The 24,433-nt window shown below is 71.9% G+C and carries 24 protein-coding genes; 13 read left to right on the forward strand and 11 right to left on the reverse strand.

The window, feature by feature from the left end; genetic code table 11:
* Positions 1 to 111 precede the first annotated feature (111 nt).
* Positions 112 to 1,644 carry a bis-aminopropyl spermidine synthase family protein gene (locus tag AB0G01_RS05875; RefSeq protein WP_360940180.1) on the forward strand — a complete coding sequence of 511 codons (1,533 nt, stop codon included), beginning with the start codon at positions 112 to 114 and terminating at the stop codon, positions 1,642 to 1,644.
* A gap of 73 nt (positions 1,645 to 1,717) precedes the next feature.
* Positions 1,718 to 2,254, forward strand: a complete 537-nt coding sequence (locus AB0G01_RS05880; protein WP_360940182.1) for a hypothetical protein — start codon at positions 1,718 to 1,720, stop codon at positions 2,252 to 2,254.
* Between the two features lie 4 nt (positions 2,255 to 2,258).
* Here AB0G01_RS05880 and AB0G01_RS05885 read toward each other — a convergent pair whose 3' ends face one another.
* On the reverse strand, positions 2,259 to 5,438 hold the full coding sequence (locus tag AB0G01_RS05885) for an EAL domain-containing protein (RefSeq protein ID WP_360940184.1): 3,180 nt from the start codon (positions 5,436 to 5,438) through the stop codon (positions 2,259 to 2,261).
* A gap of 224 nt (positions 5,439 to 5,662) precedes the next feature.
* On the reverse strand, positions 5,663 to 6,847 hold the full coding sequence (locus tag AB0G01_RS05890) for an NADP-dependent malic enzyme (protein ID WP_360940186.1): 1,185 nt from the start codon (positions 6,845 to 6,847) through the stop codon (positions 5,663 to 5,665).
* 288 nt (positions 6,848 to 7,135) lie between these two features.
* Here AB0G01_RS05890 and AB0G01_RS05895 point away from each other — a divergent pair, with 288 nt between their 5' ends.
* The 5 genes from AB0G01_RS05895 to AB0G01_RS05915 all read left to right on the forward strand — a co-directional run bounded on the left by AB0G01_RS05895 (position 7,136) and on the right by AB0G01_RS05915 (position 12,578).
* Complete coding sequence (locus AB0G01_RS05895; RefSeq protein ID WP_360940188.1) at positions 7,136 to 7,729, forward strand: dTDP-4-dehydrorhamnose 3,5-epimerase family protein; 594 nt, start codon at positions 7,136 to 7,138, stop codon at positions 7,727 to 7,729.
* A gap of 663 nt (positions 7,730 to 8,392) precedes the next feature.
* Complete coding sequence (locus AB0G01_RS05900; protein WP_360940190.1) at positions 8,393 to 9,583, forward strand: ROK family transcriptional regulator; 1,191 nt, start codon at positions 8,393 to 8,395, stop codon at positions 9,581 to 9,583.
* 256 nt (positions 9,584 to 9,839) lie between these two features.
* Positions 9,840 to 10,031, forward strand: coding sequence for a lasso RiPP family leader peptide-containing protein (locus tag AB0G01_RS05905; RefSeq protein ID WP_360940192.1), 192 nt, complete (start codon positions 9,840 to 9,842; stop codon positions 10,029 to 10,031).
* 4 nt (positions 10,032 to 10,035) lie between these two features.
* Positions 10,036 to 11,859 (forward strand): albusnodin/ikarugamycin family macrolactam cyclase, encoded by a 1,824-nt coding sequence (locus AB0G01_RS05910; protein ID WP_360940194.1) that lies wholly within the window; start codon positions 10,036 to 10,038, stop codon positions 11,857 to 11,859.
* Entirely contained in the window at positions 11,841 to 12,578 is a 738-nt protein-coding gene (locus tag AB0G01_RS05915) for a lasso peptide biosynthesis B2 protein (RefSeq protein ID WP_360940196.1), read from the forward strand. The genes AB0G01_RS05910 and AB0G01_RS05915 overlap by 19 nt, the downstream gene beginning before the upstream one ends.
* Before the next feature lie 56 nt (positions 12,579 to 12,634).
* On the opposite strand, the gene AB0G01_RS05920 is transcribed toward AB0G01_RS05915, so the two are convergent.
* From AB0G01_RS05920 to AB0G01_RS05930, 3 genes are all read right to left on the reverse strand, one after another.
* A complete protein-coding gene (locus AB0G01_RS05920; RefSeq protein ID WP_360940198.1) occupies positions 12,635 to 12,913 on the reverse strand; it encodes a hypothetical protein in 279 nt (92 codons plus the stop codon).
* 334 nt (positions 12,914 to 13,247) lie between these two features.
* Complete coding sequence (locus AB0G01_RS05925) at positions 13,248 to 14,114, reverse strand: aminoglycoside phosphotransferase family protein (RefSeq protein ID WP_360940200.1); 867 nt, start codon at positions 14,112 to 14,114, stop codon at positions 13,248 to 13,250.
* A complete protein-coding gene (locus AB0G01_RS05930) occupies positions 14,104 to 14,955 on the reverse strand; it encodes a DUF3578 domain-containing protein (protein ID WP_360941207.1) in 852 nt (283 codons plus the stop codon). Before AB0G01_RS05930 ends, AB0G01_RS05925 begins: the two co-directional genes overlap by 11 nt.
* 199 nt (positions 14,956 to 15,154) lie before the next feature.
* On the opposite strand from AB0G01_RS05930, the gene AB0G01_RS05935 reads away from it, so the two are divergent.
* The 3 genes from AB0G01_RS05935 to AB0G01_RS05945 all read left to right on the forward strand — a co-directional run bounded on the left by AB0G01_RS05935 (position 15,155) and on the right by AB0G01_RS05945 (position 16,739).
* Positions 15,155 to 15,757 (forward strand): histidine phosphatase family protein, encoded by a 603-nt coding sequence (locus AB0G01_RS05935; RefSeq protein WP_360940202.1) that lies wholly within the window; start codon positions 15,155 to 15,157, stop codon positions 15,755 to 15,757.
* Entirely contained in the window at positions 15,750 to 16,238 is a 489-nt protein-coding gene (locus AB0G01_RS05940; protein WP_360940204.1) for a GNAT family N-acetyltransferase, read from the forward strand. The genes AB0G01_RS05935 and AB0G01_RS05940 overlap by 8 nt, the downstream gene beginning before the upstream one ends.
* A gap of 135 nt (positions 16,239 to 16,373) precedes the next feature.
* The gene (locus AB0G01_RS05945; protein WP_360940206.1) at positions 16,374 to 16,739 is read left to right on the forward strand and encodes a DUF5684 domain-containing protein; all 366 of its coding nucleotides are present in this window, start codon (positions 16,374 to 16,376) and stop codon (positions 16,737 to 16,739) included.
* A 107-nt stretch (positions 16,740 to 16,846) separates the two neighbouring features.
* Here AB0G01_RS05945 and AB0G01_RS05950 read toward each other — a convergent pair whose 3' ends face one another.
* The 3 genes from AB0G01_RS05950 to AB0G01_RS05960 form a co-directional block, all read right to left on the reverse strand.
* Complete coding sequence (locus tag AB0G01_RS05950) at positions 16,847 to 17,644, reverse strand: SAM-dependent methyltransferase (RefSeq protein ID WP_360940208.1); 798 nt, start codon at positions 17,642 to 17,644, stop codon at positions 16,847 to 16,849.
* 206 nt (positions 17,645 to 17,850) lie between these two features.
* The gene (locus AB0G01_RS05955; RefSeq protein WP_360940210.1) at positions 17,851 to 18,594 is read right to left on the reverse strand and encodes a trypsin-like serine protease; all 744 of its coding nucleotides are present in this window, start codon (positions 18,592 to 18,594) and stop codon (positions 17,851 to 17,853) included.
* Between the two features lie 137 nt (positions 18,595 to 18,731).
* Positions 18,732 to 19,130, reverse strand: a complete 399-nt coding sequence (locus AB0G01_RS05960) for a hypothetical protein (RefSeq protein ID WP_360940212.1) — start codon at positions 19,128 to 19,130, stop codon at positions 18,732 to 18,734.
* Positions 19,131 to 19,384: 254 nt separating this feature from the next.
* On the opposite strand from AB0G01_RS05960, the gene AB0G01_RS05965 reads away from it, so the two are divergent.
* Positions 19,385 to 20,329: a diacylglycerol kinase family protein gene (locus tag AB0G01_RS05965; RefSeq protein ID WP_360940214.1), complete on the forward strand. Its 945-nt coding sequence runs from the start codon at positions 19,385 to 19,387 to the stop codon at positions 20,327 to 20,329.
* Between the two features lie 257 nt (positions 20,330 to 20,586).
* A complete protein-coding gene (locus AB0G01_RS05970) occupies positions 20,587 to 20,841 on the forward strand; it encodes a WhiB family transcriptional regulator (protein ID WP_015104912.1) in 255 nt (84 codons plus the stop codon).
* Positions 20,842 to 20,972: 131 nt separating this feature from the next.
* On the opposite strand, the gene AB0G01_RS05975 is transcribed toward AB0G01_RS05970, so the two are convergent.
* The 3 genes from AB0G01_RS05975 to AB0G01_RS05985 form a co-directional block, all read right to left on the reverse strand.
* Entirely contained in the window at positions 20,973 to 22,451 is a 1,479-nt protein-coding gene (locus AB0G01_RS05975) for a histidine kinase N-terminal domain-containing protein (RefSeq protein ID WP_360941210.1), read from the reverse strand.
* 364 nt (positions 22,452 to 22,815) lie between these two features.
* On the reverse strand, positions 22,816 to 23,109 hold the full coding sequence (gene rsrA, locus AB0G01_RS05980; protein WP_360940216.1) for a mycothiol system anti-sigma-R factor: 294 nt from the start codon (positions 23,107 to 23,109) through the stop codon (positions 22,816 to 22,818).
* A complete protein-coding gene (locus AB0G01_RS05985) occupies positions 23,106 to 23,717 on the reverse strand; it encodes a sigma-70 family RNA polymerase sigma factor (protein ID WP_360941213.1) in 612 nt (203 codons plus the stop codon). Before AB0G01_RS05985 ends, rsrA begins: the two co-directional genes overlap by 4 nt.
* 239 nt (positions 23,718 to 23,956) lie before the next feature.
* Here AB0G01_RS05985 and ybaK point away from each other — a divergent pair, with 239 nt between their 5' ends.
* Positions 23,957 to 24,433, forward strand: coding sequence for a Cys-tRNA(Pro) deacylase (gene ybaK / locus AB0G01_RS05990; RefSeq protein WP_360940218.1), 477 nt, complete (start codon positions 23,957 to 23,959; stop codon positions 24,431 to 24,433).

Here is a 24,433-nt window from a genome sequence, read left to right on the forward strand (position 1 = left end):
CCTCCCCGTCGGTGGAATCAGTGCGGTCGTTTCAAGGCGTCGAACGACACTAGCCCGTTCGCCCGACCGTGGCACGGCGTTCCACGATCCGGTCAGTAGGCTGCTCCGGTTGTGGCCACCGAACTAGTCCGCGCGCTGCTGGACTCCCATGGCGCGCACGCGCGCAAACTCCGGCGCGTCCTGACCCTGCTGGGTGACGACTGGCACACGCTGGCCGATCTGGTCCGCCTGCCGGCCGTGCCCCGGCGCACCGTGCAGGACCTGCTGAAGGCGCTCGACGTCGACGTGGAGTCCGACGGCGACCGCGTCCGCATCGCCCCCGGGCAGGTGGCCCGGTACGCGGAGTTCACCGCCGAGCCCGAGCCGGTGGACCCCCTGCTGTCGCGGCACGGCGAGCGGCTGGACGAGTGGCTCGGCGCGGTGCGCGCCGACATCGCCTCGGTGCCGCCGCCGCTGACCGCGCTGGACCACGTGCAGGCGACCGCCGAGACCGTGCTGAAGCGCGCGCTGTGGCTGGACTCCCGGTACGACCTGGCCGGCCGGACCCTGCTGTGCCTGGGCGACCACGACCTGACCTCGCTCGCGGTGTGCGCGGTGAACCCGGACGTGTCCGTCGTCGTGGTCGACGTGGACGACCGGCTCCTCGCCCACCTCGACGAGCGCTCCGGCGGCCGGGTGCGGACGTTCCACGCCGACTTCCGGTTCGGCCTGCCGCCGACCCTGCTGGAGTCGGCGGACCTGGTCTTCAGCGACCCGCCCTACACCCAGGAGGGCGTGGCGCTGTTCGCCGGCCGGGCCGTCGAGTGCCTGGCCGACCTCGGCCGGGGCCGGGTGCTGCTCGCCTACGGGTTCAGCGACCGCACGCCCGCGCTCGGCTTGAAGGTCCAGCAGGAACTCCTGCGGCTGGGCCTGGTGTTCGAAGCGGTCCTGCCCGCGTTCCACCGGTTCGACGGCGCGCAGGCGATCGGCAGCGCCGCCGACCTGTACGTGTGCCGGCCCACGTCCCGGCGTCCGGTCGCGGCGGGCCGGACCGCGATCTACACCCACGGGCCGCAGTCCGTGGAGGCCGAGGGGCCCGGGGCGAAGGCCCTCCAGTCCCTGGTGGACCTCGCGCCGCGACCGGAGTCCTCACCGCCGCCCAAGCCGCGCGCGCCCGGCTGGGCCGACCCGATCGGCCGGGGTGCCGCGTCGCTCGCGGTGGACCTGTCCGGCGACCCCGGTCCGTGGCTGCTGCGCACGCTGCTGGCGTGCTCGCCGGGCCGGATGGCCGCGCTGGTGCCCAACAACCACCCTGACGTGTCGTCGGCGGTCGGCCAGGAGGAGCTGACGTCCCTCGTCGACACCCGGTTCGCGCTGCGCTTCATGCGGTCCACCCCGGACGGCAAGCACTGCGTCGTGGTGGCCGACCAGGTGCTCGCGGGCACCCTCGACCCGGGCGGGCTGGTCGTGCGGGAGGTGCTGATGCGGTCGCACGGCAAGCTCGGCAACGTGTGGCGGGAGGCGCTCACCACCGTGCTGCGGATCACCAAGCGCGAGGCGCGGGACCTGATCGGCGAGCACGACGACCTGGAGCACCGGCTGATCGACCTGCCGCGACACCGGATCGCCGCGCTGCTCCCGCTGATCCGGGCGTCGGCGGGGTAGTTCGGCGAAACCCCTCGGTCGCGGCACGGGCGGCGGTAGCTTCCGTTCCGACTCGTCCGGGGAGGGGCAAGACGTGAACCAGCCGTGGCCACCAGGCCGACCGTACGGGCAGCAGCAGCCGGACCAGCCGTACCCCGGGCAGCCCGGCCACGGTCCGCCGCAGCGGCAGAGCGGTGTGGCGGCCGTCGTGGCCGCGCTGCTGTTCCTGCCGGCCGCGATCTTCACCTTCATCGCGGCGTTCGCCTCGTGGGACGGCACGCCGGGGTCCGCGCACCTGTTCATCTCCTTGCTGGGCTTGGCGTTCTCCCACGGCATCACCGGGAACGCGGACTTCGCCATCACGCTGTCGACGGTCGTCGCGCCGCTGGTGCTGGTGCTCGCGCTGCTGTTGGCGATCCGCCTCCCGGCGGTGCGCTGGGTGCCGGCGGCCCTCGGCGCGCTGTGCGCCGGCTACTACGCGTACGCGACGATCAGGCTGCTCGACGGGTCCGGCGGCTACCTGCTCCTGCCGATCGTCGCGCTGCTGCTGTGGCTGGTGCCCGCGTTCGTCGCCGCGCTGCCCCCGGTGGGGCGGGCGATCCGCACGTTCCCGCCGCAGCGGCGGCGCTGAGCGGTCAGCCCGCTTTGGGGATGTGCAACGGGCCGAGCGCGAGCACGGCCCGGAACTCCTTCGGCGGCACCGGTCGGGAGAACAGCCAGCCCTGGTAGGCGTCCACGCCGACGCCGCGCAGCACGTGGAACTGGGTCGCGGTCTCGACGCCCTCGGCGACGCACTTGCGGCCCATCGCCCGCGCCATGTCCACGACCGCCCGCGCGACCGCGAAGTCCGACGAGTCGTTGCCGACCCCGGAGACGAACCGGCGGTCGACCTTGATGATCTGCGCGGGCAGGTCCTTCAACCGCGCCAGCGACGAGTAGCCGGTGCCGAAGTCGTCGACGGCGAACCGGATGCCGCGCGCCACCAGCTCGTCCATCGACTGGCGCACCCGCGAGGGCAGGTCCACCAGCGCGGTCTCCACCAGCTCCAGCACCACCCGGTCCCACGGGATGCCGGCCTCGGCGATGGCGTCGGCCACGATGTCGACGAACTCCGGGTCGCCCGGCACCAGGCCGGCCAGGTTCACCGCGACCGACACCGGCAGCCCGTTCGGCGCGGGCCACGTCGAGGCCTCCTTCAACGCCGTGCGCAGCACCCACCGGTCCAGCTCGCGCAACAGGTCGCCCTGCTCGGCGACGGGCAGGAAGATGTCCGGCGGCAGCAGACCGCGATCCGGGTGCGGCCAGCGCACCAGCGCCTCGGCCGTCTGCACCGCGCCGTCCACGCCCACCACGGGCTGGAAGTGCAGGGCCAGGCCGTCGTGCGCCAGCGCGTCCCGGAGCTGGCCCTCCAGGTGCACCTGCCGGTCGGCCGAGGCGATCAGCGCCGCCGAGGCCAGCGACACCCGGCCCGCGCCCGCCCGCTTCGCCTCGAACATCGCCGCGTCGGCGAACCGCAGCAGGTCGTTGCCGGTGGCGCGGGACCCGTTGGGCACCGCCGCGCCGATCGACGCGGAGACCCGGACGAGCTGCCCGTGCACCGGGACGGCCGTGCGCAGCAGGCCCGCGACCTTGGTGGCCAGCGCGTCCACGCCGCCGACCAGGTCGAGGTTCTCGCAGATGATCACGTACTCGTCGCCGGACAGGCGGGCCGCCGTGCAGCCCTCGGGCAAGCCGCCCTCCAACCGCCGGGCCAGCGCCACCAGCAGCTCGTCGCCCGCGTCGTGGCCCAGCGAGTCGTTGACCCGCTTGAAGTTGTCGATGTCGCAGAACAGCACGGCCACCCGCGAGCGGTCGTCGGAGTCCAGCAGGGTCGCCAGCATCTCCTTGACCAGCGCCCGGTTCGGCAGCCCGGTCAGCTCGTCGTGCGTGGCCTGGTGGCGCAGCGCCTCGGACGCCCGGCGGCGCTCGGTGATGTCCTGGAACACGGTCAGCCAGAACCGGCGGCCGTCGTCCTGCACGGACAGCGCGATGTGCAGCTCGCAGTAGACCCGCTCACCGTCGGGGCGCACCAGTATCCGCTGCGGGATCTTGTGCACGCGGTCCGCGCCGTTCTGGGTCATCCGGCTCACCGAGTCGAGCCGGTTCTCCTTGTCCTCCGGGTGGGTGAGCTGCTCGGCGGTCATCCCGCGCAACTGCTCCAGGTCGATGCCGAGCAGGTCGCACAGCGCGTCGTTGGCGTCCACCAGGCGCTCGGTCTCGTCGAACAGGCCGATGCCGACGGGCGTCAGCGACACCAGGTCGGCGAAGCGCTGGCTGGACCTCTTCATCCGGGTCTCGGCGGCGCGCTGCTCGGTGACGTCCTGCGCGGTGCCGACCGCGAGCGGGCGGCCGTCCGGGCCCCGCACGACCACGCCGTGGCTGCGGAACACCCGGAGCTTGCCGTCGCGGCGCAGGATGCGGTGCTCGAACTGCACCGGCACCTCGTCGGCGGCCAGTTGCTGCCACAGGTCGTCCACCCAGCCCCGGTCCTCGGGGTGCACCAGGTCGAGGTAGGTCTGGTAGCGGGTGCGCTCGTCGCGCGGCACGCCGAACAGGTCGGCCAGCATGTCCGACCACACCACGTCGCCGGTCTCGAAGTCCCACTCCCACACGCCGAGCTGGGCGGCGCGCTGCGCGTCGGCCAGCCGCCGCCGGTCGTCGCGGAGCTGGAGCTCCAGCGCGCGGGCCTCGGTGACGTCCTGGATGGTGCCGTGGATGCGGTGCAGCTCGCCGCGCTCGAACTCCGGGCGCACCCGGCAGATGTAGACGCGGTCGCCGAACTCGCTGCGCACCTCCACCTCGAAGGTCTCCTCCTCCGCGGCCTTGAGCAGCCGCCGGCGCAGGGCCTCCAGCGCGGTCCGGTCGTCCGGGTGCACGCCGGAGAGCACGTCGCCGTCCGGCGCGATGCCGAGGTCGGCGTACATCTCCAGGAGCACCTCGCTGCGGTGCACGGCCTTGGTCGGCACCTCGTAGCTCCAGCTACCGATGCGCGCGATGCGCTGCGCCTCCAGCAGCCGGGCGCGCTCGGTCTCCAGGGCGCGGTCGGACCGCCACTGCGCGGAGATGTCGCGGATGTAGCCGGTGATGAACTGGGTCCGTCCGTCGGCTCTCAGCTTCGCCTCGGCGACGCCCCTGATCCAGCGCAGCTCGCCGCTGGGCAGGATGATCCGGTAGACGATGTCGATCGGGTTGCCGTCGAGCTCCCGGTTGGCCCAGTAGCTGGCCACCATGTCGTGGTCGTCGGGGTGGACCAGGTCCAGCACGGCCTGCGCGCCCGGCACCACCTCGCCGGGGCGGACGCCCATCATCTCGTAGTGCGACTCGGACCAGACCGTGGCACCGGTCGTCGGGTCGTACTCCCACGAGCCGATCTGGGCGACGCGCTGCACGGTGCGCAACCGGCGCTGTTCGTCGCGCAAGTCGTCGGCGGCCCTGGCCAGGTCCGACACGTCGACCAAGAGGACGGCGTGCAGACCGGTGCCCGGGACCTGGGTGCGCACCACGCGGACCGGGAGCAGACCGCCGTCCACTTGACGCAACCGCAAATCAGCGGGTTCACCGATGAGCAGTTCGCTTAATGCGCGGCCCACCAGCTCATCGGGGGAATGCGCTTTCGCGAGTTCCGCGACGGCGGCGTTCGCCCGCATGACGACGCCTTTGAGGTCGCACAGCAGCGAGGGTCCCTCGGGAAGCGGAACACCGTCCAGCGCAACGGGTGTCCCCGCAGGTCGCGCAGGGTCGAGCACCACTGGAGCGCGGCCAACCCGCTTGGGCACGGTCCCACCTTCCCGTGTTACGGCAGGGATGAACCGGCCCGACCGCACCCGTATACGGCGTCCTTCTCCACGGGCAATATTCACCCGAGGAGAGGGACCGTATCGCTTCGGAGCGTCAACGCCCACCCCTCTTCGGGCTAACGAAACAAGTCACGCGTGGTTTCGGTGGTCCGACGAGCCGAGTGGACGGATGCGGCCGGAGGTCTCCCAACTCCGACTGGGGGTCAGGCTACTCCGTCCTGCCGAGCTGCCAAGGCCACGGCGGCGGCGACTTCGGGTCCGACGCGCGGGTCGAGGGCGCTGGGCACGATCCGGTCGACCGCGAGGTCGTCGGCGGCCACCGCGGCGATGGCGTCGGCCGCCGCCAGCTTCATGTTCTCGGTGATCCGCCGCGCGCCGGCGTCCAGCGCGCCCCGGAAGATGCCCGGGAACGCGAGCACGTTGTTGATCTGGTTGGGGAAGTCGCTGCGCCCGGTGGCCACGACCGCCGCGTGCCGGCCGGCCACCTCCGGGTGCACCTCGGGGTCCGGGTTGGAGAGCGCGAACACGACCGAGTCCCGGGCCATGCCCGCGACCAGCTCCTCCTCCACCGTCGCGGAGGACACGCCGACGAACACGTCCGCGCCCCGGAGCGCCTCGGCGATCCCGCCGCGCAGCCCGCTGCCGTTGGTGACCGCCGCCAGCGCGGCCTTCACCGGGTTGAGCCCGCCCCGGTCCGCGTGCACGATGCCCCGCGAGTCGACCAGGGTCACCTCGCCGATGCCCGCGGCGAGCAGGATGCGCGCACACGCGACACCCGCCGCGCCCACGCCGGAGACGACCACGCGCTGGCTCGCGATGTCCTTGCCCAGCACGGCGTTCGCGCCGCGCAGCGCGGCCAGCACGACGACCGCCGTGCCGTGCTGGTCGTCGTGCATGACCGGCACGTCGAGCGCCTCGATCAGCTTCTCCTCCAGCTCGAAGCAGCGCGGCGCGGACACGTCCTCCAGGTTGACCGCGCCGAACGACGGGCGCAGCCGGACCAGGGTCTCCACGATCTCGTCCACGTCGGTGGTGTCCAGCACGAGCGGGATCGAGTCCAGTCCGCCGAAGGTCTTGAACAGCGCGGCCTTGCCCTCCATGACCGGCAGCGACGCGCGCGGACCGATGTCGCCCAGCCCGAGCACGGCGGTCCCGTCGCTGACCACGGCCACCAGGCGGTGCGCCCAGGTGTACTTGGCGGCGAGCGAGGCGTCGTCGGCGATGGCCCGGCTGACCCGCGCCACGCCCGGCGTGTACGCGATGGAGAGCGCGCGCGGGTCGGCGAGGGACGCGGTGGCCGCGATGCCCAGCTTGCCGCCCTCGTGGGCGCGGAAGATCTCCTCGTCGGTCAACTCGGAGGTGATGGGCTGGTCGTTCAGAGCGGTCACTGGGGAGTCCTCCTGCGGTGCGCGAGTGCTTCGGCGCACCGGGACCGACGTTGTCACGCGGGTCCGCGGGGGCCTCTCAGCGGGGCGTCCGCGCGATCGGCGCGGCGTCCCTGGGTGCGGTGTGCGGGCCAGCATGACAGCGTTCGGGAGTGGTGTCTGCGGTGGGGATCACATTCTTTCCGCAGGTCAGAGCGGGTTTCCCAGAACGTACGTCCGGTTTTCTGCACCGACCGGTCGGTTTCCGCAGGCAGGATCGGTCAAGAGTGAACTGGACATAGGGTGTGCGCCATGAAGGCACGCGAGCTGAAAATTCCCGGGGCGTTCGAGTTCATCCCACCGGTGTTCCCCGACGACCGGGGACTGTTCGTGGCCCCGTTCCAAGAGGACGTGTTCACCGCGGCCGTCGGGCACGGCCTACGGGTCGCCCAGACCAACCACAGCAGGTCGAGACGCGGGGTGATCCGCGGCGTGCACTACGCGGACGTGCCACCCGGCCAGGCCAAGTACGTGCACTGCCCGCGCGGGCGGCTGCTCGACGTCGTGGTCGACATCCGGGTGGGGTCGCCGACGTTCGGCGCGTGGGACGCCGTGGAGCTGTCGGAGGAGGCTTTCAACTCGGTGTACGTGCCCGAGGGCATCGGCCACGCGCTGATGGCGCTGGAGGACGACTCGGTCACCTCGTACCTGTGCACCGAGGGCTACAACCCGAAGGCGGAACGCGGTCTCACCCCGTTGGGGCTGGGCCTGCCGTGGCCGGCGGACGTCGAGCCGGTGCTGTCGCCGAAGGACGCCGAGGCCCCGACGCTGGAGGAGGCGCGCGACGCGGGCCTGCTGCCGTCGTACGCGGAGTGCGTGGCCTGGTACGCGAAGGCGCGGGGTTAGTGCCTGCCCGGTGATCGCATGAGGTGTGACGCGAGTAGCAGAGTCCTTTGTGGACGGCCTTTTGAACTGGCCATGCGGATTAACCGCATTGCTTCTCCGCCGGGGGTGGGCGGGTGGCCGAAGGTCGGCCCCCGCCCGCTCGCCCGAGCGGCTCCGGGTGCCCACCGACCTCGAAGCGGGCCTGGGACTGCGCCAACACGAGCGCGCGGAGTCGACTCGCCTTCGACCCGAACTGCTGGACGTCGACACTCCAGTACGACAATGGAATGCACGCCTGCGACATTTCTTCGCCTCCGCGTTCTTGCATCAGGCGAGCCAAATTTAGAGGCGATTGCCAAGTGGCCGGGTCGACGGCATCTGATTCCGCCGCAGTGGGCATCACCCCGACGAAAGTCGACGAAGCGGCGGGTCAACCCGCCCTGGACGGGCCGCCGCCCGCGACGGCGACTGCTGCCTGACGGGCGCAGGACGGCCGCACGACGGCCCCGCGCTCGCATACGGCCAAATGGCCGAACGGGACCGATCGGCACCGCCAGGTTCCGGAATTCACCGCCCGATCGGCCGGGAACATTCGAAGTCCGCGCTTGTTCAGATTGAAGAAACCACTGCTATTCTGGAATACCGGGTCTTCGGATCGTGCATTATTGCGGAGAGGTCGCCGTCATGCGAGAAGCGCGTGAACTGCTGGACGTCCCCGCCCAGGGTCGCGAGTGGAACCGCCGGCGGTTGATCATCGAGATCATGGTCAAGTCCGACCGGCAGTCGCAGTTGTCCCGGCGGACCGGGTTGTCCGGCGGCCAGGTGTCGCAGACCATCCAGGACCTCACCCAGGAGGGCGTCGTCGAGGTCGACGCACCGGGTGGCGGCCGGGCCAAGGGGAAGGTGCGGCTGAGCCGGATGCGGGGCGTGGCGGTCGGGGTCGACCTCGGCTTCAACCACACCTCGGTGGTCGCCCGGCCGGTCGGCGAGCCGCACGACCGGATCGTGGTGAAGCGCGACGACTTCGGCGCGAACGCCGGTATCCGGCGGCTCCTGCCGAACGTGCTCCGCCTCGTCCGCGAGGCCGTCGAGGACACCAACCAGGGCATGTCCGACGTCGTGTCGGCGGGCCTGGGCGTGCCGCGCATGGTCGACCCGCGCACCGGCCGCTTCGCCACGCCCGTGCTGCCGCCGTGGGAACCCGAGGACGACCCGGCCGGCGAGCTGACCGCCGAACTCGGCGTGCCGGTGGTGATGGACAACGACGCCAACCTCGGCGCGCTGGCCGAGCAGACCTACACGTCCGAGGAAGCCGTGGAGCACGTCGTGTACGTGAAGGCGTCCACCGGCGTGGGCATCGGCATCGTCGTGGGGTCGAACCTGGTGCGCGGGCAGCGCGGGATGGCCGGCGAGATCGGGCACCTGACCATCGAGCCGAACGGCCGGATGTGCCTGTGCGGCGGGCGCGGCTGCCTGGACACGGTGATCGGCGCGGAAGCGCTGCTGGACCAGGTCAAGCAGTCCCGGCGCGGCACGAACCGGGACGTGCCCGCCACCCTCACCGAACTCGTGCTCAAGGCGCACAACGAGGACGCGGTGTGCAAGCGGGTGTTGCAGGACGCGGGCCGGGCGCTGGGGTTCGCCCTCGCGCAGCTCTGCAACCTGATCAACCCCCACCGGATCGTCATCGGCGGGGAGCTGGCCGAGGCCCGGTCCCTGCTGCTCGAACCCTGCGGCCAGGAGCTCGCGCGGTTCGCGCTGTCCGGCTCGGTCGCGCCGGGGGCCGACTTCGAACTGCGCACCAGCACGCTGAGCCCGCACACCGAGGCCCAGGGCGCGCTCATCCTCGGGCTCCGGTCCCGATCGTCGAAATGAACTCCGGACGACCACCGGAAGGCACTCCGCGTTCAATTCGAGGAACCCGGTCCATTGATTCCGGGAATCCGGACCAACACCCGATCGAGTTACCCGGCCACCCTCCACCGGAGGGTCCGCGGGCGGTTCACCGCGACGTCACCCGCTGCTGGCTCGCGGACATTTCGATGGGATAGGCTGCCGCTCCCGACACGAACTCCGCTCACCGACCCAGGCCCCGCACGGCCGTCGGCCGCAGCCAGATCGAAGGCACGCCATGGACTCCAGGCACGGAACTCGCGCGCAGGCACCCGACGACGATTTCGCGGCGGGCCCGAATTCACCGGCCCACCAGCGGGAAACGCCCTACGAACCTCCGGTTCTGATCGACTTCGGCGATGTCCGGAAGGTGACGCTGGGCAGTTCCTCCAGCGGCAACGCGGACGCGAATTCCCAGTACTACTGGTAGCGCGGTGGCAGCGCGACCGGGTCGGCGACCGCCCGCACCGCACGGTCCGGGCCTGGTCGGTGCCCACCCGGCGACCCCCGCGAGCACCCCACCCGCGACGGCGGTGTGGCCCGACCGGGTGAGCCCGGTGGCCTGGGGTCCGTGGCATCCGCAGGAGTTCCGCACGGCGACCTGCCCGGAGGGCCGGGTGCTCGTCGTGGGGGACTGCCTGGTCTCGGACGAGCGCCTGCGCACCGACCTCGGCGCGGCCCTGCGCGCCGGCCGGCCGGACCTGGTCACCCGGTGGCCCGGCAGCTACCTGGCCGTCGTCGTGAGCGGACCGGAGCTGTTCGCCTTCACCGACCTCGCCGGGCAGTACCCGCTGTACTTCCACCCCGGCCGGCCGTTCGTGTTCGGCACCAGCGCGCGGCACACGGCGCACGCCGCCGGCCTCGACGTCCGGTTGGACACCGGTGTCGCCGTCGCCGACATCTTCTGCGCCGCGCTCCCGGTGCTCACCCACGGGCGCACGCCGCTGGCCGGTCTGCTCAAGTTGGACGCGGGCGAGTCGCTGGCGGTGGCCGCCGACGGCTCGCACGTGGTCCGCCGCCACTCCGCGCCGCCGGACGAGGCGCTGTCGCCCGACGACTGGGCCCGACGGCTCGGCGCGGCGCTCGACGACGCGGTGGCGGCGCGGATGTCCGGCACGGAGGTGGTCACCGCGGACTTCAGCGGCGGCCTCGACTCGACCTCCATCGCCCTGCTCGCGGCCGACCACCGGCCGGGGCCCCTCCCGGTGTTCACCTACCACCACCCGGACGTGCCGGCCGACGACCTCGACCACGCGATCCGCAACGCCGAGTCCGCCCGGGACCTCCGGCTGCGCGTGGTGCGCGGTGCCGCCGACACCCTGCCCTACCAGGACCTCGCCGCCGCCCCGGCGACCGACCTGCCCGATTTCGCGGCGGCCGTGCACCGGCGCAACCGCCTGCGGCTGCGCCGGGTCGCGGAGGAGGGGAGCCGGGCGCACCTGGGCGGCGAGGGCGCGGACGCGCTCCTGGTCGCGCCGCCGTCCTACCTGGGCGACCTCGCCGGCGCGGGGCGGGTGCGCCGGCTGCTGGCCGAGTCCCACGCGTGGGCCAAGCTCCGGCAGGACTCCCCGACCAGGGTGGTGAACCGCGCCCTCGCGCTGTCGCGCACCTCCATGCGCCGGGCGCTGCGGGCGTTCGCCCGGCAGGTGCGGCAGGGCGACGCCCGGCAGCCGGCGTGGGTGGACGCGATCTCGTGGTGGCCGGGTCCGGGGTTGGAGACCCACTGGCTCACCGACGCCGCGCGGCGGACCCTGGTCGACTTCGTCGGCGACCACGCGGCGTCCGCGCCGGACACCGCGCAGCCGGGCGTCGCGGACTTCACCGCGTGGCACGACCTGCGCCGCTCGGGCGCGGTCCAGCGGCAGTTGGGCGAACTCGCCCGTGAGTACGACGTCCGGCCCCGCGCGCCGTTCCTGGACAACGACGTGATCCGGGCGTGCACCGCCGGGCCCGCGCACCGGCGGGCGGCGGGCACGGCGGTCAAGCCGCTGCTCCGGGCCGCGCTGCGCGGGCGCGTCCCGGCCTCGGCCATCGAGCGCCGGACCAAGGGCAACTACCTGGGCGAGGAGTACCGGGGCCTGCGGCTGGCCGCGCCGGCGCTGCGGGCCGCGCTGAGGGAGTCCCGCCTCGCCGACCTGGGCCTGGTCGAACCGCGCGAGGTCGTCGCCTCGGTCGACCAGGCCGCCGCCGGGGCGTCCGCGCCGTTGCCCGCGCTCAACCGGCTGATCGCCTACGACCTGTGGCTGAGGTCGGTGTGACGACCGGGAACGCCGTGCACGTGCCGCGCCACCTGCACGCGGCGGGCGCGGCCGGCGGTTCGACGTTCCTGCTGAACGCCCGGTCTGGCCGGTGGCACGTGCTCAATCCGGTGGCGACGTCGCTGTGGTGCGAGCTGGGGCGGCTGGGCGACGTCGAGCGCGTGCTCGACGACGCGGCCGGCCGGTACCCCGACGCGGTCGGCGACACGGCCCGTTCGGACGCGCGCCGGGTCATCGCGGACATGGTGGAGCGGGGCCTGGTGGTGGAGGGGTCGGGTTCGCCGTCGCGGTCGCGCACCGGGGAGAGCCCCGACGGGCTGCTGACCACCGACCACCTGCCGCCCGTGACCGGGGTGCGGGCGTTGGCGGGCCTGGTGGTCGCGCTGGTCCTGCTGCGGTTGCCGTTCCACTTCACCCTGCGCGTGGTCGGCGTGCTGAACCGGCGCTGGTGCGCGCGCGCCGCGACGGCGGACGAGGTGATGGCGGCGGTCGCGGCGGTCGACGCGGTGGCCGACCGGCACCCCGGGCGGGCGGCGTGCCTGGAGAGGTCGCTGGCCGCCGTGGTCACCACGGCCCTGTCGCGCCGGAGGGTGCGCTGGGTGCTCGGTGCCGCCGACGACCCGTGCCGGTTCCACGCCTGGGTGGAATCCGGCGGAATGATGGTTGGCCGGACCCCGGACGGGTCCGCGAGCGCTTTCATCCGGGTTCTCGCGCTGTGAGCGCGCGAAAGTGCCCGGACAGCGGTCGGGCCGCTGTCCGGGCACTTCATCCTCGGTTACCGGACGAGAACACCGACCGGTAACCGCCCGGTGGCCTGTAGCACCAGCACGACGATCACCACCACTACCACCACCACTGCCCGCACCGCCTGGCAGAGGTCCGACAACGTGCCTGACGCGGTGAGCCTGATCCGGAATTCCATGGGCTTCTCCTCAACCTCGTGAAGCCACTGTGCAACACCACCCGAGATACCGCAATCAGCCCTTTCCGGCCTTTCCGGGGCGGCCGGGAAGGCGAGCGCGCGAATACAGCGAGGGGCACCCGTCACTTTCACGGAACAGATTTTTCAGATTGAAGAAACCGAATCCTCCGGGACGGCGCGAATTCGCCGGTTCGAAGGCACCACCCCCGGCGAGCCCCGCCCCGCCCACGGCGGGCGGCGCGGGCACCTCACCGGAAACCGCGCGAACGGCTCTGCGGCCCCGGAGCGCGGACCAGCGGAAACCGGACGACCACCGGGCCGGGGACGCCGCGCGCGGCAACGATCTGAAGACCGCGACCCGGTTGCCGGCACCGGCACTCGTCAGATCGCAGGGCGGCCACGCCCGGTGCGCGTCCGTCCGGCTCGCGCACCGCATTTCCGGAGTTCACTCGAACGGCCCACCAGGTCACCCCTGGCCCGCAGCGAACGCGAGCAGCTCCTCGACCGCGCCCGCCGGCCCGCCCCAGGTGAGGTAACCGATGGCCAGGAGCGGCGCGTCCACCCGCGCCCACGCGCGCAGCCGCTCGGGGTCGAGACCGTACGCGGCGGCGACCCGGGCGCAGCGCTCCTCGACGCTCCCCTTGCCCGCCGCGTCCACCACGTAGTCCACGGCGTCGAAGCACGCGTCGCCCACGCACGTCTTGGGGTCGATGGCGACCAGGCCCCGGGTGCCGCCGTCGAGCACGTTGCCGGGGTGCAGGTCCCCGTGCAGCAGGACCGGGGTGGACCCGGTGTCGAGGAGCCGCCCGCAGCGCTGCACGGTCAGGTCCCAGACGGCGCGGTCCACGTGGGCCGCGATCGCGGGCTCGACCAGCCGGCGGCTGATCCGGGCGAAGGACTCCTCCATCCGCCCGCGCAACGTGCGTTCCAGCCCGGGGGGCGGCGGCACGGCGTGCAGCGCGGTCATCAGGTCGGCCCACTCCTCCGGCGACGGCTCGGCCTCGACCCCCGGCACCACGGCCTCCAGCAGCACCGCCCCGTGCTCGGCCGCCAGCACCCCGACCACCCGCCCGGACGGGGCCAACGACCGCAGCATCACGACCTGCTCGGCGAGGAAGGCGTCGTCGGGCGTCAGTTTCAGCACCGCCGGCGTGCCGTCGGACGTCGTGCAGCGGATCGCCACGGACGACGCGCCGTCGTCGTACGGCACGCCGAGGGTGAGCGCCCACCGTTCCGCCAGCGCCCCGGCCCGCACGGGCACGTCCGCGCACCAGACCGCCACCTCCGGCCCGAACCTCGGCGACAGCCGCGCGGTCAAGTCCTCAACGTTCATCCACCAAGTATCGGTAGGTCAACGGGGTCAGGTTCTCCCGGACGACCCGCCACGGGTGGACCACGTGCAAGGTGCCGCCGGACGCGGTAGGTGCGGTGGACGCGGTGCCACGCCGCAAGGCGATCGAGCTGACCACGGCCAGCATCGTGTTCGGGTACTCGCGCTCGTGCAACAGGACCTCGTTGCGGGTCAGGATGACCTCGCTGTCCGGCCCCCACCTGCTGGTCGTCCCCTTGACCTCGACGAACAGGCGCTCATCGCCCCGCGTGGCGGCCAGGTCGTACGACTCGCGCGCGCCGACGTCCTCGACCCGGTACTCCAGCCCGCGCAGGTGCTTCGAAGCGACCGTCACGGCCCGCTGCTCGATCGCCGTCTTCTCCGCTGCGGTGAGCCGCATCCCCTGCCCGCCGCGCCGCCCGGCAGACCGCTCGCTCGCCGCGATCGCGTCCGCCACCTCGGGCGACGGCTCACCCGGCAGGTCGACCTCCAGGTAGAGCGCGCTGAGCATGGACAGCATGTGCGCGAGGTCGCGTTCCAGCACCGTCTCAGCGGGGATGGCGTCGACGGGGTAGCTGAACGCGGTGACCAACTGGTCGGCGAGCACGTTGCGCGCCCAGTCGACCCGCAGCCGCAGTTCCCTCCTCGGGCGAGGGCGGTACTCGCCGTTGATCACGTGCGTCGACCCCTGCGTCAACGTGAGGTGCACGGTCGTCCCGAGGGCGTCGAACAGGTAGACGACGTACCAGCCCTCGGTCGCCGACCGGGAACGGCCCGGCGAGTAGACGCGCACCCACGGGATCTCGCTCTTCCGGCCGAGGTGGTCGCGGGCCTGGACCCGCAGGCCGCACCCGCGCCCGCGCCCGCGTCCGCGTCCGCGTCCGCCACCAGCTCGCCGCGACGGCGCATCGCGGGTGTGTGGGTGGAGTCGAACTCGGACTGGAGACGTAAGACGTCCGCAAGTAGGTCACGCACACCACGGAAAGTAGTCGATGTGATATTTCGTAACAGCACGTTCCCTTCCCCGACACTAGAATTGCCCGGTGTCCTCTCACGTTTACCTGCTCCGCCACGGCCAGACCGAATGGTCCGAGAGCGGGCGGCATACCGGGCTTTCCGACATCCCCCTGACCGACGAGGGGGTCCAGCAGGCGCGGCGGGCGGGGGCGGTGCTGGCGCGGTTGCGGGGGACGGACCGGCCGGCCGCCCTGGTGCTGAGCAGTCCCCGCGAACGGGCCTGGCGCACGGCCGAGCTGGCCGGGCTGGAGGCCGAGCGGACCGAGGAGCTCGCCGAGTGGCACTACGGCGACTTCGAGGGGCTCACCACGCCGCAGATCCGGGAGACCGTGCCCGGTTGGACCGTCTGGACCCACCCCATCCCGGGCGGCGAGGCGCGGGACGACGTGCGCGTGCGCGCCGAGGGCGTGGTCACCCGTGCCCGGCAGGCGCTGGCCGGCGGGGACGTGGTGCTGGTGGGGCACGGGCACTTCAGCCGCGTGCTGATCGCCGCCTGGCTGGGCCTCCCACCCCACGACGGCGTCCACTTCGGACTCGACCCGGCGGGTCTGGCGGTGCTCGGCGACGAGCGCGGCGACCCGCAGGTGCGCCGGTTGAACGTGCCCGCCTGGGAGGTCGACGTTGACTGACCCCCGGGTCCGCCGCATCCGTCCCGAGGACGTGCCGGCGGTCGTGGGCCTGGTGCGGGAGCTCGCCGAGTACGAACGCTGCCTCGACGAGTGCCTGCTCACCGCCGAGCAGCTCCACGACGTGCTCTTCCGCGACGCTCCCGCGCTCTTCGGCCACGTGGCCGAGGTGGACGGCCAGGTCGTCGGGATGGCGTTGTGGTTCCTCAACTTCTCCACCTGGCGCGGTGCGCACGGCATCTACCTGGAGGACCTCTACGTCCAGCCCGGCCATCGCGGCGGCGGCCTGGGCAGGGCGCTGCTCCAAGTCCTCGCGCGCGAGTGCGTCGCGCGCGGCTACGCGCGCCTGGAGTGGTCGGTGCTGGACTGGAACGAGCCGGCCATCGGCTTCTACCGGTCGCTGGGCGCGAGCCCGATGGACGAGTGGACGGTCTTCCGGCTCACCGACGGGGCCCTGGCTTCGCTCGGTGAAGTCGACAGTTGATCTCGAAACGCTCACGAATCGGCCAAGTCCACCCGTTCGGGTGACGACTGTTGACATCGTCACCCGCCGTGTCGCCTTCGGATCCCCGATGCGGGACTCCCCCGCCCCGGAGGCGACCGGAAGGAAGTTCTCCTCGTGAACCAGACCGACGCGTCCATCGGCGTCTTCCCGATCATCATCAGCCTGGTGATCGCCGTGCTGATGATCGCGGCCATGTGGAAGGTGTTCGCCAAGGCCGGTCAGCCCGGCTGGGCAGCCATCATCCCGATCTACAACATCTACGTGCTGCTGAAGGTCGCGGGCCGTCCCGGCTGGTGGCTGATCCTGTTCATCATCCCGGTGGTGAACCTGGTCATGTCGGTGATCCTGGCGCTCGACGTGGCCAAGGCCTTCGGCAAGAGCGGGGTGTTCGGCTTCTTCGGCCTCTGGCTGTTCGGCATCGTCGGCTACCCGGTCCTGGGCTTCGGCAGCGCCCGCTACCAGGGTCCGGCCGCCGCCTGATCCACGCGCCGGGCCTCCCGCTCCCCCGATTCGCGGGAGGCCCGGCGCACCCGGCGCACGCACGCCGGAAGACGATCGGTACGAAGTACCCGGCGCGCGACGCCGGATCAGCGCTTGACGCCGACCGCGCCGTAGCTGACGGTCTCCGCGCCGGTGGCCGCCTCGCCCTCGCCGCGCCACTTCGCGGCCAGCACGAGACCGGGCTCCAGCAGCTCGAACCCCGCGAGCATCGGCTCGACCTCGGCCCGCGACCGGGCCACGAACGGGGTCAGCGTCCCGGCCGCCACGCCGACCAGCTTCGCCACCATCTCCGGCTGCACGTCGGCGGTCAGGTGGCTGATCACCAGGTGGCTGCCGGGCACCACCGCCGCCCGGTAGCGGGCCACGACGTCGGCGGGCCGGTCCTCGTCGGACAGGTACGGCAGGACCGCCACCATCAGCACGGCCACCGGCTGGGCCAGGTCGACCAGCGCGCGCACCTCGGGCGAGCGCAGCACGGCGTCCTCGTCGCGCAGGTCGGCTTCCGCCACGGCCACGCTCGGGTTGTCCCGCAGCATCGTCCGCCCGTGGGCGACGGTCGCGGGCTCGTTGTCCACGTACACCACGCGGCACGCCGGGTCGGCCCGCTGGGCGACCTCGTGCACGTTGCCGGCGGTCGGGATGCCGCTGCCGAGGTCGAGGAACTGGCGGACGCCGGCGGCCACGCACGCCCGGACGGCCCGGCGCAGGAACGCGCGGCTGTGCTGGGCGATCGCGGCGACGGGCACGACCTCCAGGGACCGCTCGGCGAACTCGCGGTCGACCGCGAAGTTGTGCGCGCCGCCGAGGTAGTAGTCGTACAGCCGGGCCGCGTTGGGGCGTTCGGTGTCCCCGCTCGACGATCCCCACCTCGGGGGGTTCTGCACTGCGCACCTCACCCTGCCTGGCTCCCGGAGCGGCGCGAACGCCTGCCAGACGGTAACTGGCTACTCCGTTCGTGTCCATCCGCCAAACGTGAACACGCAGGGTGATTGTGACTGGTGGAGCACCGAAATCCAAACCCGGTGGTGCCCCGACCGAGGGGGCGGTGCAGGGATCGGTCAACCCCCTCGGCCGGGAATCGGGTTCGGCGTCAGACGCCGGCGTTGGTGCGGATCCAGTCGCGGTAGCGGGTGACCGCGGTGTAGTTCGACGTGCTGGAGCGGTCACTCGTGGAGGCGACGCCCACCTGGTAGTACCGGCCGTCGGCCGGGCTGGTGGCGAACATCGGGCCGCCGGAGTCGCCGCCGGCCGCGATGCCGTTGATGCGGGTCACCGAGATGGCGACGCCGCCCCGGTAGTCACGCCCGTTGACGTTGGTCACGCGGGTGTTGGCGACCTTCAGGTAGCGCGACTGGCAGTTGATCTCGGGCTGGTTGGTGCAGGTCGCACCCCAGCCGTAGAGCTGCACGGTCTGGCCGTTGGCGACCGCGCTGGTGGTGCCGAGCGGCGCGTACGTCGCCGACACCGAGCGGTCCAGCTTCGCCAGGGCGAGGTCGGCCGACGGGTGCTGGATGATCCGGGTCGCGGTGGCCATCGTGCCACCGGTGTTCTGGTCGAGGCTGCCGACGCGGAAGGTGTACGTGCCGGAGCTCGCCACGCAGTGCTGCGCGGTCAGGATCCAGGTCGGGGCGATGATGGTGGCCGAGCAGTTCTGCTGGCCGTTGCGGAAGAGCCGGGCCGCCCAGGGGGCGTTGGAGGCGTTGCCGCCACCGATGATGTACGGCTGGACGTCCTGGGCCTGCGCGGCGGCGGGGGCCAGGGTGGTCAGCGCCAGGGCGGACAGCACCGCGGTAGCGGCACCGGCCACCGCGGTCAGGGCGCGAGTCAATCGCATGTACTTGTCACCTCAACGAGCGCAGGGAGTGGTGAATCCGGTGAAAACACCACTCGCAGCGTCACTCATGGACGTGACTGGGACCACCCTCCGTTAGTTGGGCGTTCACCCGGCCGATCGACGGCGGCCGAATGGCCCTACTCGTCGGTTTCGTCCACGCCGAGCGCCCAGCGCCGCACCGGGTTGGTGAACAGCAGGTAGATCACGACGACGACGTAGAGGCCGAGCAGCGCGCCGTAGAGCTGTTGCCCGGACGGCCCGTACGCGTACCAGGCGACACCCAGCAGGAGCAGTTGCACGACGATCGACGGCGTGCGGGCCCAGTGCTTGCCGAGCACGAGACCGATCCCGGCGGCGAGCACGCCGCCGCCCAGCACGACGAAGTACACGGCTTCGCCGAGCACGCCGACCGCCTGTTCGGCGTCGAACGAGCGGACCACCAGGGCGACCGCGAACGCCAGGCCCGCCAGACCCTGGACGGCGGTCAGCGCGCCGGCGGCGCGGACCTCGCGCGGAACCTGATTCGGCTGTGTCACGCTGGGCCTTTCCTCACGGTGAGTACTCGTCACGCATCGTAGGCCACCCGGTTGGCGAGTCCCGCTCCGCCGCCGCAGGAGCGAGGATCACAGGGTTCCTTGGCGAGCCGGCGGTCGGGCCGGGGTGCACTTGTCGTGGAACCACCGCACCGGAACGCGGGAAAGGAGATGTGGACCACTTTCGTGCGCTCTGGAGCCTCCTACCGGGTGACGCGCGATCTGTCCCAGGTCACGCGCTGTCCTACTCTCTAGTAGTGCGCGCACTTCTGGTGGTAAACCCGCAGGCGACGGCGACCACGGCCGCCGGCCGGGACGTGCTGGCGCACGCGCTGGCCAGTGACGTGAAGCTCGACATCGTCGAGACGACCTACCGCGGCCACGCGGCGGACGCCGCCGCGCAGGCCGTGCTGGACGCGTACGACCTCGTCGTCGCGCACGGTGGCGACGGCACCGTGAACGAAGTCGTCAACGGCGTGCTGCGCGACGGTGTGCGACCGGGCGCGCCGATGCTCGGCGTGGTGCCCGGCGGCTCGGCGAACGTCTTCGCGGGTGCGCTGGGGTTGCCGCGCGACCCGGTCGAGGCCACCTACCGCCTGTTGCAGGCGATCGAGCACGGCACGAGTCGCAAGGTGGGACTCGGCCGCGTCTCGTCGGCCGGTGCGGGTGGCTCGCACGACCGCTGGTTCACCTTCAACGCGGGAGTCGGCTGGGACGCCGACGTGGTGGCGGGAGTCGAGGCGCAACGCGCGAAAGGCCGCGAAGCCTCACCTTCTCTTTACGTCCGCACCGCGTTCGCGAGTTATGTCGGCCAACGCCGGCACCCGGCGAAGCTGACCGTGCGCATCCCGGACGAGGAGCCGTTCGAGGACGTGCGACTCGCCTTCGTGTCGAATACCGATCCTTGGACGTACTTGAAGGACAAGGCCATTCGGCTCAACCCGAGTACTTCCTTCGACGGCGACCTGGGTCTGTTCGCCCTGCGCGCGATGGGTTTGCCGACGATCACCCGGTACGTCGCGCATCTTCTGGCCACGGATGGGAACCCCAAGGGCGGCAACCTGCTGCGGCGGGACGACGTCGGGTTCGTCCGGGTGACGAGCCCGGAGCCGGTGAACCTCCAGGTGGACGGGGACTTGATCGGCTCGTGCACCGAGGTGGAGTTCACCTCGGTGCGCCAGGCGCTCACCGTCGCGGTGTGATCGACGATCTCCACGACCGGGTGGCGCGTGACCGTGGTGTGACCCGCGCGCTACCGATCTGCGATGTCTTGGCAGGCCACGACACCGCAGAGTGAAAGCCGGGATGAACGCAGTCGATCTTTCGGGTGAGTTCACTCACCGGGTTAGTGCTAACCCCTTGACTTCCTGGCCGTTCGTGAAAGCATTCACAAGCACCCCAAAACCGACCGCTGACGACTGGCGTGCCCTTGCGCGCGCCTAGCTGAGGAGTAGTTCCAATGGACTGGCGCCACCGCGCGATCTGCCGCGACGAGGACCCCGAGCTGTTCTTCCCCGTTGGGAACAGCGGTCCCGCGCTCCTCCAGATCGCCGAGGCGAAGACCGTCTGCCGCCGTTGTCCCGTCGTCTCCGACTGCCTCGCGTGGGCTTTGGAGAGCGGCCAGGACGCCGGCGTGTGGGGCGGGATGAGCGAAGACGAGCGTCGCGCACTCAAGCGTCGCAACGCCCGGACCCGGGCTCGCAGCAACGCCTGAGCGTCGCTGCGCAGAGCGCATACGAAAGGCCCGACACCGTGCCAGGTGTCGGGCCTTTCGCTTGTTGCACACCCTCCCGCATGACCACGTGACTTCGCTGAGGTAGGTCGTCACGTGTGCACGGGGTCAGTTTAACGCCGTGCTCTGAGGGGCACGCGCAGGACCGCCTCTGTACCGCCTCGGGGCCTGCTCCGCAAGCTCAAACTGCCCCTCAGTTCCGACTCCACCAGCGTCCGGACGATCTGCAACCCGAGCCGGTCGGTGCGCTCCAGGGAGAAGCCGGGCGGCAGGCCGCGACCGTCGTCCGAGATCACCACGTCGAGCCACTTGGCGGAGCGCTCCGCGTGCACCACGACCTCCCCGTGCTGGCCGGCGGCGTAGGCGTGCTCGAACGCGTTCTGCACGAGTTCGGTCAGCACCATCACCAGCGGGGTCGCCAGCTCGGCGGGCACGATGCCGAAGGGGCCCTCCCGGCGCACCACCACCTGGGACTCGGTGGCCGCCACGTCGGACATCATCGGGATCACCTTGTCGACCACGTCGTCCAGGTCGACCCGCTCGTCCACCGACATGGACAGGGTCTCGTGCACCAGCGCGATGGACGTGACCCGGCGCACCGACTCGGCCAGGGCCTCCCGCGCCTCCTCCGAACTCGTCCGCCGGCTCTGCAACCGCAGCAGCGCGGCGACGGTCTGGAGGTTGTTCTTCACCCGGTGGTGGATCTCGCGGATCGTCGCGTCCTTGGACATCAGCGCGCGGTCCCGGCGGCGCACCTCGGTGACGTCCCGGCACAGCACCAGCGCGCCGGCCGCGCTCCCCCGGGGCCGCAGCGGCAGCGCCCGGAACAGCACGGCGGCCCCGCGCCGCGATTCCGCCTCGATCCGCATGCTCGGCTGCCCGTCCAGGGCGGAGCGAATCCGCTGGGCGACCTCCGTCGCGTCGAACGGGTCGCCGATCAGCGAGCGGGTCAGCGGTGCCAGGTGCACGCCGACGAGGTCGGAGGCGTGCCCCATCCGGTGGTAGGCGCTCAGCGCGTTGGGGCTGGCGAACACCACCGCGCCCGAGGAGTCCAGCCGGATCAGGCCGTCGCCGACCCGAGGGCTGGTGTGCACGTCGGGGGACGGCTCGGTGGTCGGGAACGTGCCGTCGGAGATCATCTGGCACAGGTCCGCCGCGCTGCCCAGGTAGGAGATCTCCAGCGGGCTCGGCACCCTCGGCACGGCCAGGTTGGTGTTGCGGCTGAGCACCGCGATCACCTCGTCGTGCCGCTTGACCGGGATGGCCTCCCGGCGGACCGGCACGCCCAGGTGCCAGCGCGGGTCCTCCTCGCGGCAGATCCGCGATTCGGCCATCGCCCGGCGCAACTGCGGGTGCTCGTCCACCTCGACCGTGCTGCCCACCACGTCCTCGGGGTGCGCGGTCGGTGCCGTCGTCGGACGCGCCTGGGCCACGCACAGGTAGGTGGTGTCGTCCAGCGGCACCCACAGCAGGAAGTCGGCGAAGCTGAGGTCGGACAGCAACTGCCACTCGGCGACCACGAGCTGGAGGTGGTCGACGGCCGCACCGGAGAGCCCGGTGTGCTCGGCCAGCAGGTCGGTGAGCGTGGACAGGGCTACTCCACCACCGCGGTCCGCGCCACGTCGGCGGCCACCGCCGCCCGGATCTCCTCGGCCATCCGACTCCTTCGCTCGCCGTCCATCCAACCACGATCCGGACCCCGCGCCACGTGCGGGCGCGCGCGTGACACACTGGGTCTAAGCAATCTGAGCACTAGGAGAACCCCATGTCGAAGCGTGCCCGCAAGCGCCGCGACCGCAAGAAGGGTGGCGCGAACCACGGGAAGCGCCCCAACGCCTGATCTCGACAGGTGCGGTCAGGGCCGTCGCCGAGCCACCGGCTCCGCGACGGCCTTTTCGCGTCCGGCACGCGAACGGCCCCGGAGCCCACCGCGCCGGGACCGTCGTCGGACGGGCTTCACTCCGAGGTGGTGCGCACCTCGACCTCGACCTCGATCTCGACCGTGACTTCGTGGATGCGGGCCCGCAGCCGCTCCTTCAACTGCTCCGGCGCGAGCTCACCGCCGCACTTCTTCGCCAGCAGCGCCTTGAGGTGCTCCTCGATGCCGTACTCCTCCAGGCACGGGTGGCACTCCTCCAGGTGCGTCTGCAACAACTCCTTGCGCCGTTCGTCGCACTCGTGGTCGAGGAACAGCCACACCTCGGACAGCACTTCCGAGCAGTCGGTCTCGTGGGGTTCGCCGCAGCTCATCGACCCGCCACCTCCGAGCGGCCCTGCTCCTGACCGCGCAGGAAGCCGCGCTCGCGGGCGACGTCGGCCAACTGCTCGCGCAACTGCCTGCGGCCCCGGTGCAACCGGGACATCACGGTGCCGATCGGGGTGCCCATGATGTCTGCGATCTCCTTGTAGGCGAAGCCCTCGACGTCCGCCAGGTACACCGCGATCCGGAACTCCTCGGGCAGCCGCTGGAGGGCTTCCTTCACGTCCGAGTCGGGCAGCCGGTCCATGGCGTCCATCTCGGCCGAGCGCAGGCCCATCGACGTGTGGCTCTCGGCCCGCGCCAACTGCCAGTCGGTGATCTCGTCGGTCGGCTGCTGCAACGGCTGGCGCTGCTTCTTGCGGTACCCGTTGATGTAGGTGTTGGTGAGGATGCGGTACAGCCAGGCCTTGAGGTTGGTGCCGGCGGAGAAGGAGGCGAAGGCGGCGTACGCCTTCAGGTACGTCTCCTGGACCAGGTCCTCCGCGTCGGCCGGGTTGCGGGTCATCCGCAGGGCAGCCGAGTACAACTGGTCGAGCATCGGCATCGCGTCGCGTTCGAACCGCGCGGCGCGTTCGGCCGTTGTCTCGTCAGTCGGCATGTCCTGCGTTCGCGTGGCTGGCACCGCGCTCCCTTCCCACCGGCCGGTGGGCGCGGTGGCTGAAGCCGTATGGGTCGCGTTCGAGGATACGCGCCGGTCGCCGGGCCGGCAGTGAGCCGAACCCCGCGGCGGACGGGCCGCACCGGGCCTGCTGACCTGCTGTTCCATCACCTCGGTTGCCACGTCAGCCGACAACGCCCGCGACAACCCGGACATTCCCCGGCTAGGGTGCGCGGATCATGGCCGGACGTGGGACGCCTGCCACGGCGTTGCTGGACAAGCAGAAGGTGGCGCACGCGCTGCACGCGTACGAGCACGACCCGCGCCACGAGTCCTATGGGCTCGAAGCGGCCGAAGCGCTCGGCATTTCACCCGAACGGGTGTTCAAGACCCTGGTGGTCGAGGTGGACGGCGGGTTGGCCGTCGGCGTGGTCCCCGTCACGGGCCAGCTCGACCTGAAAGCGCTGGCGGCGGCCGTGGGCGGCAAGAAGGCGAGGATGGCCGAGGTGGCGGCGGCGGAACGCGCCACCGGGTACGTCGCGGGCGGCATCTCGCCGCTGGGCCAGAAGAAGCGCCTGCCGCTGGTGCTGGACGCCTCGGCCGAGGGGTTCGACACCGTCTGCTGCTCGGCGGGCCGGCGCGGCCTGGAGGTCGAGCTCGCCCCGGCCGACCTGGTGCGGCTCACCGGGGCCGTGGTGGCGCACATCTCGGCGTAG

This window comes from Actinosynnema sp. NPDC023587 (assembly GCF_040640215.1).
Taxonomy (GTDB): domain Bacteria; phylum Actinomycetota; class Actinomycetes; order Mycobacteriales; family Pseudonocardiaceae; genus Actinosynnema.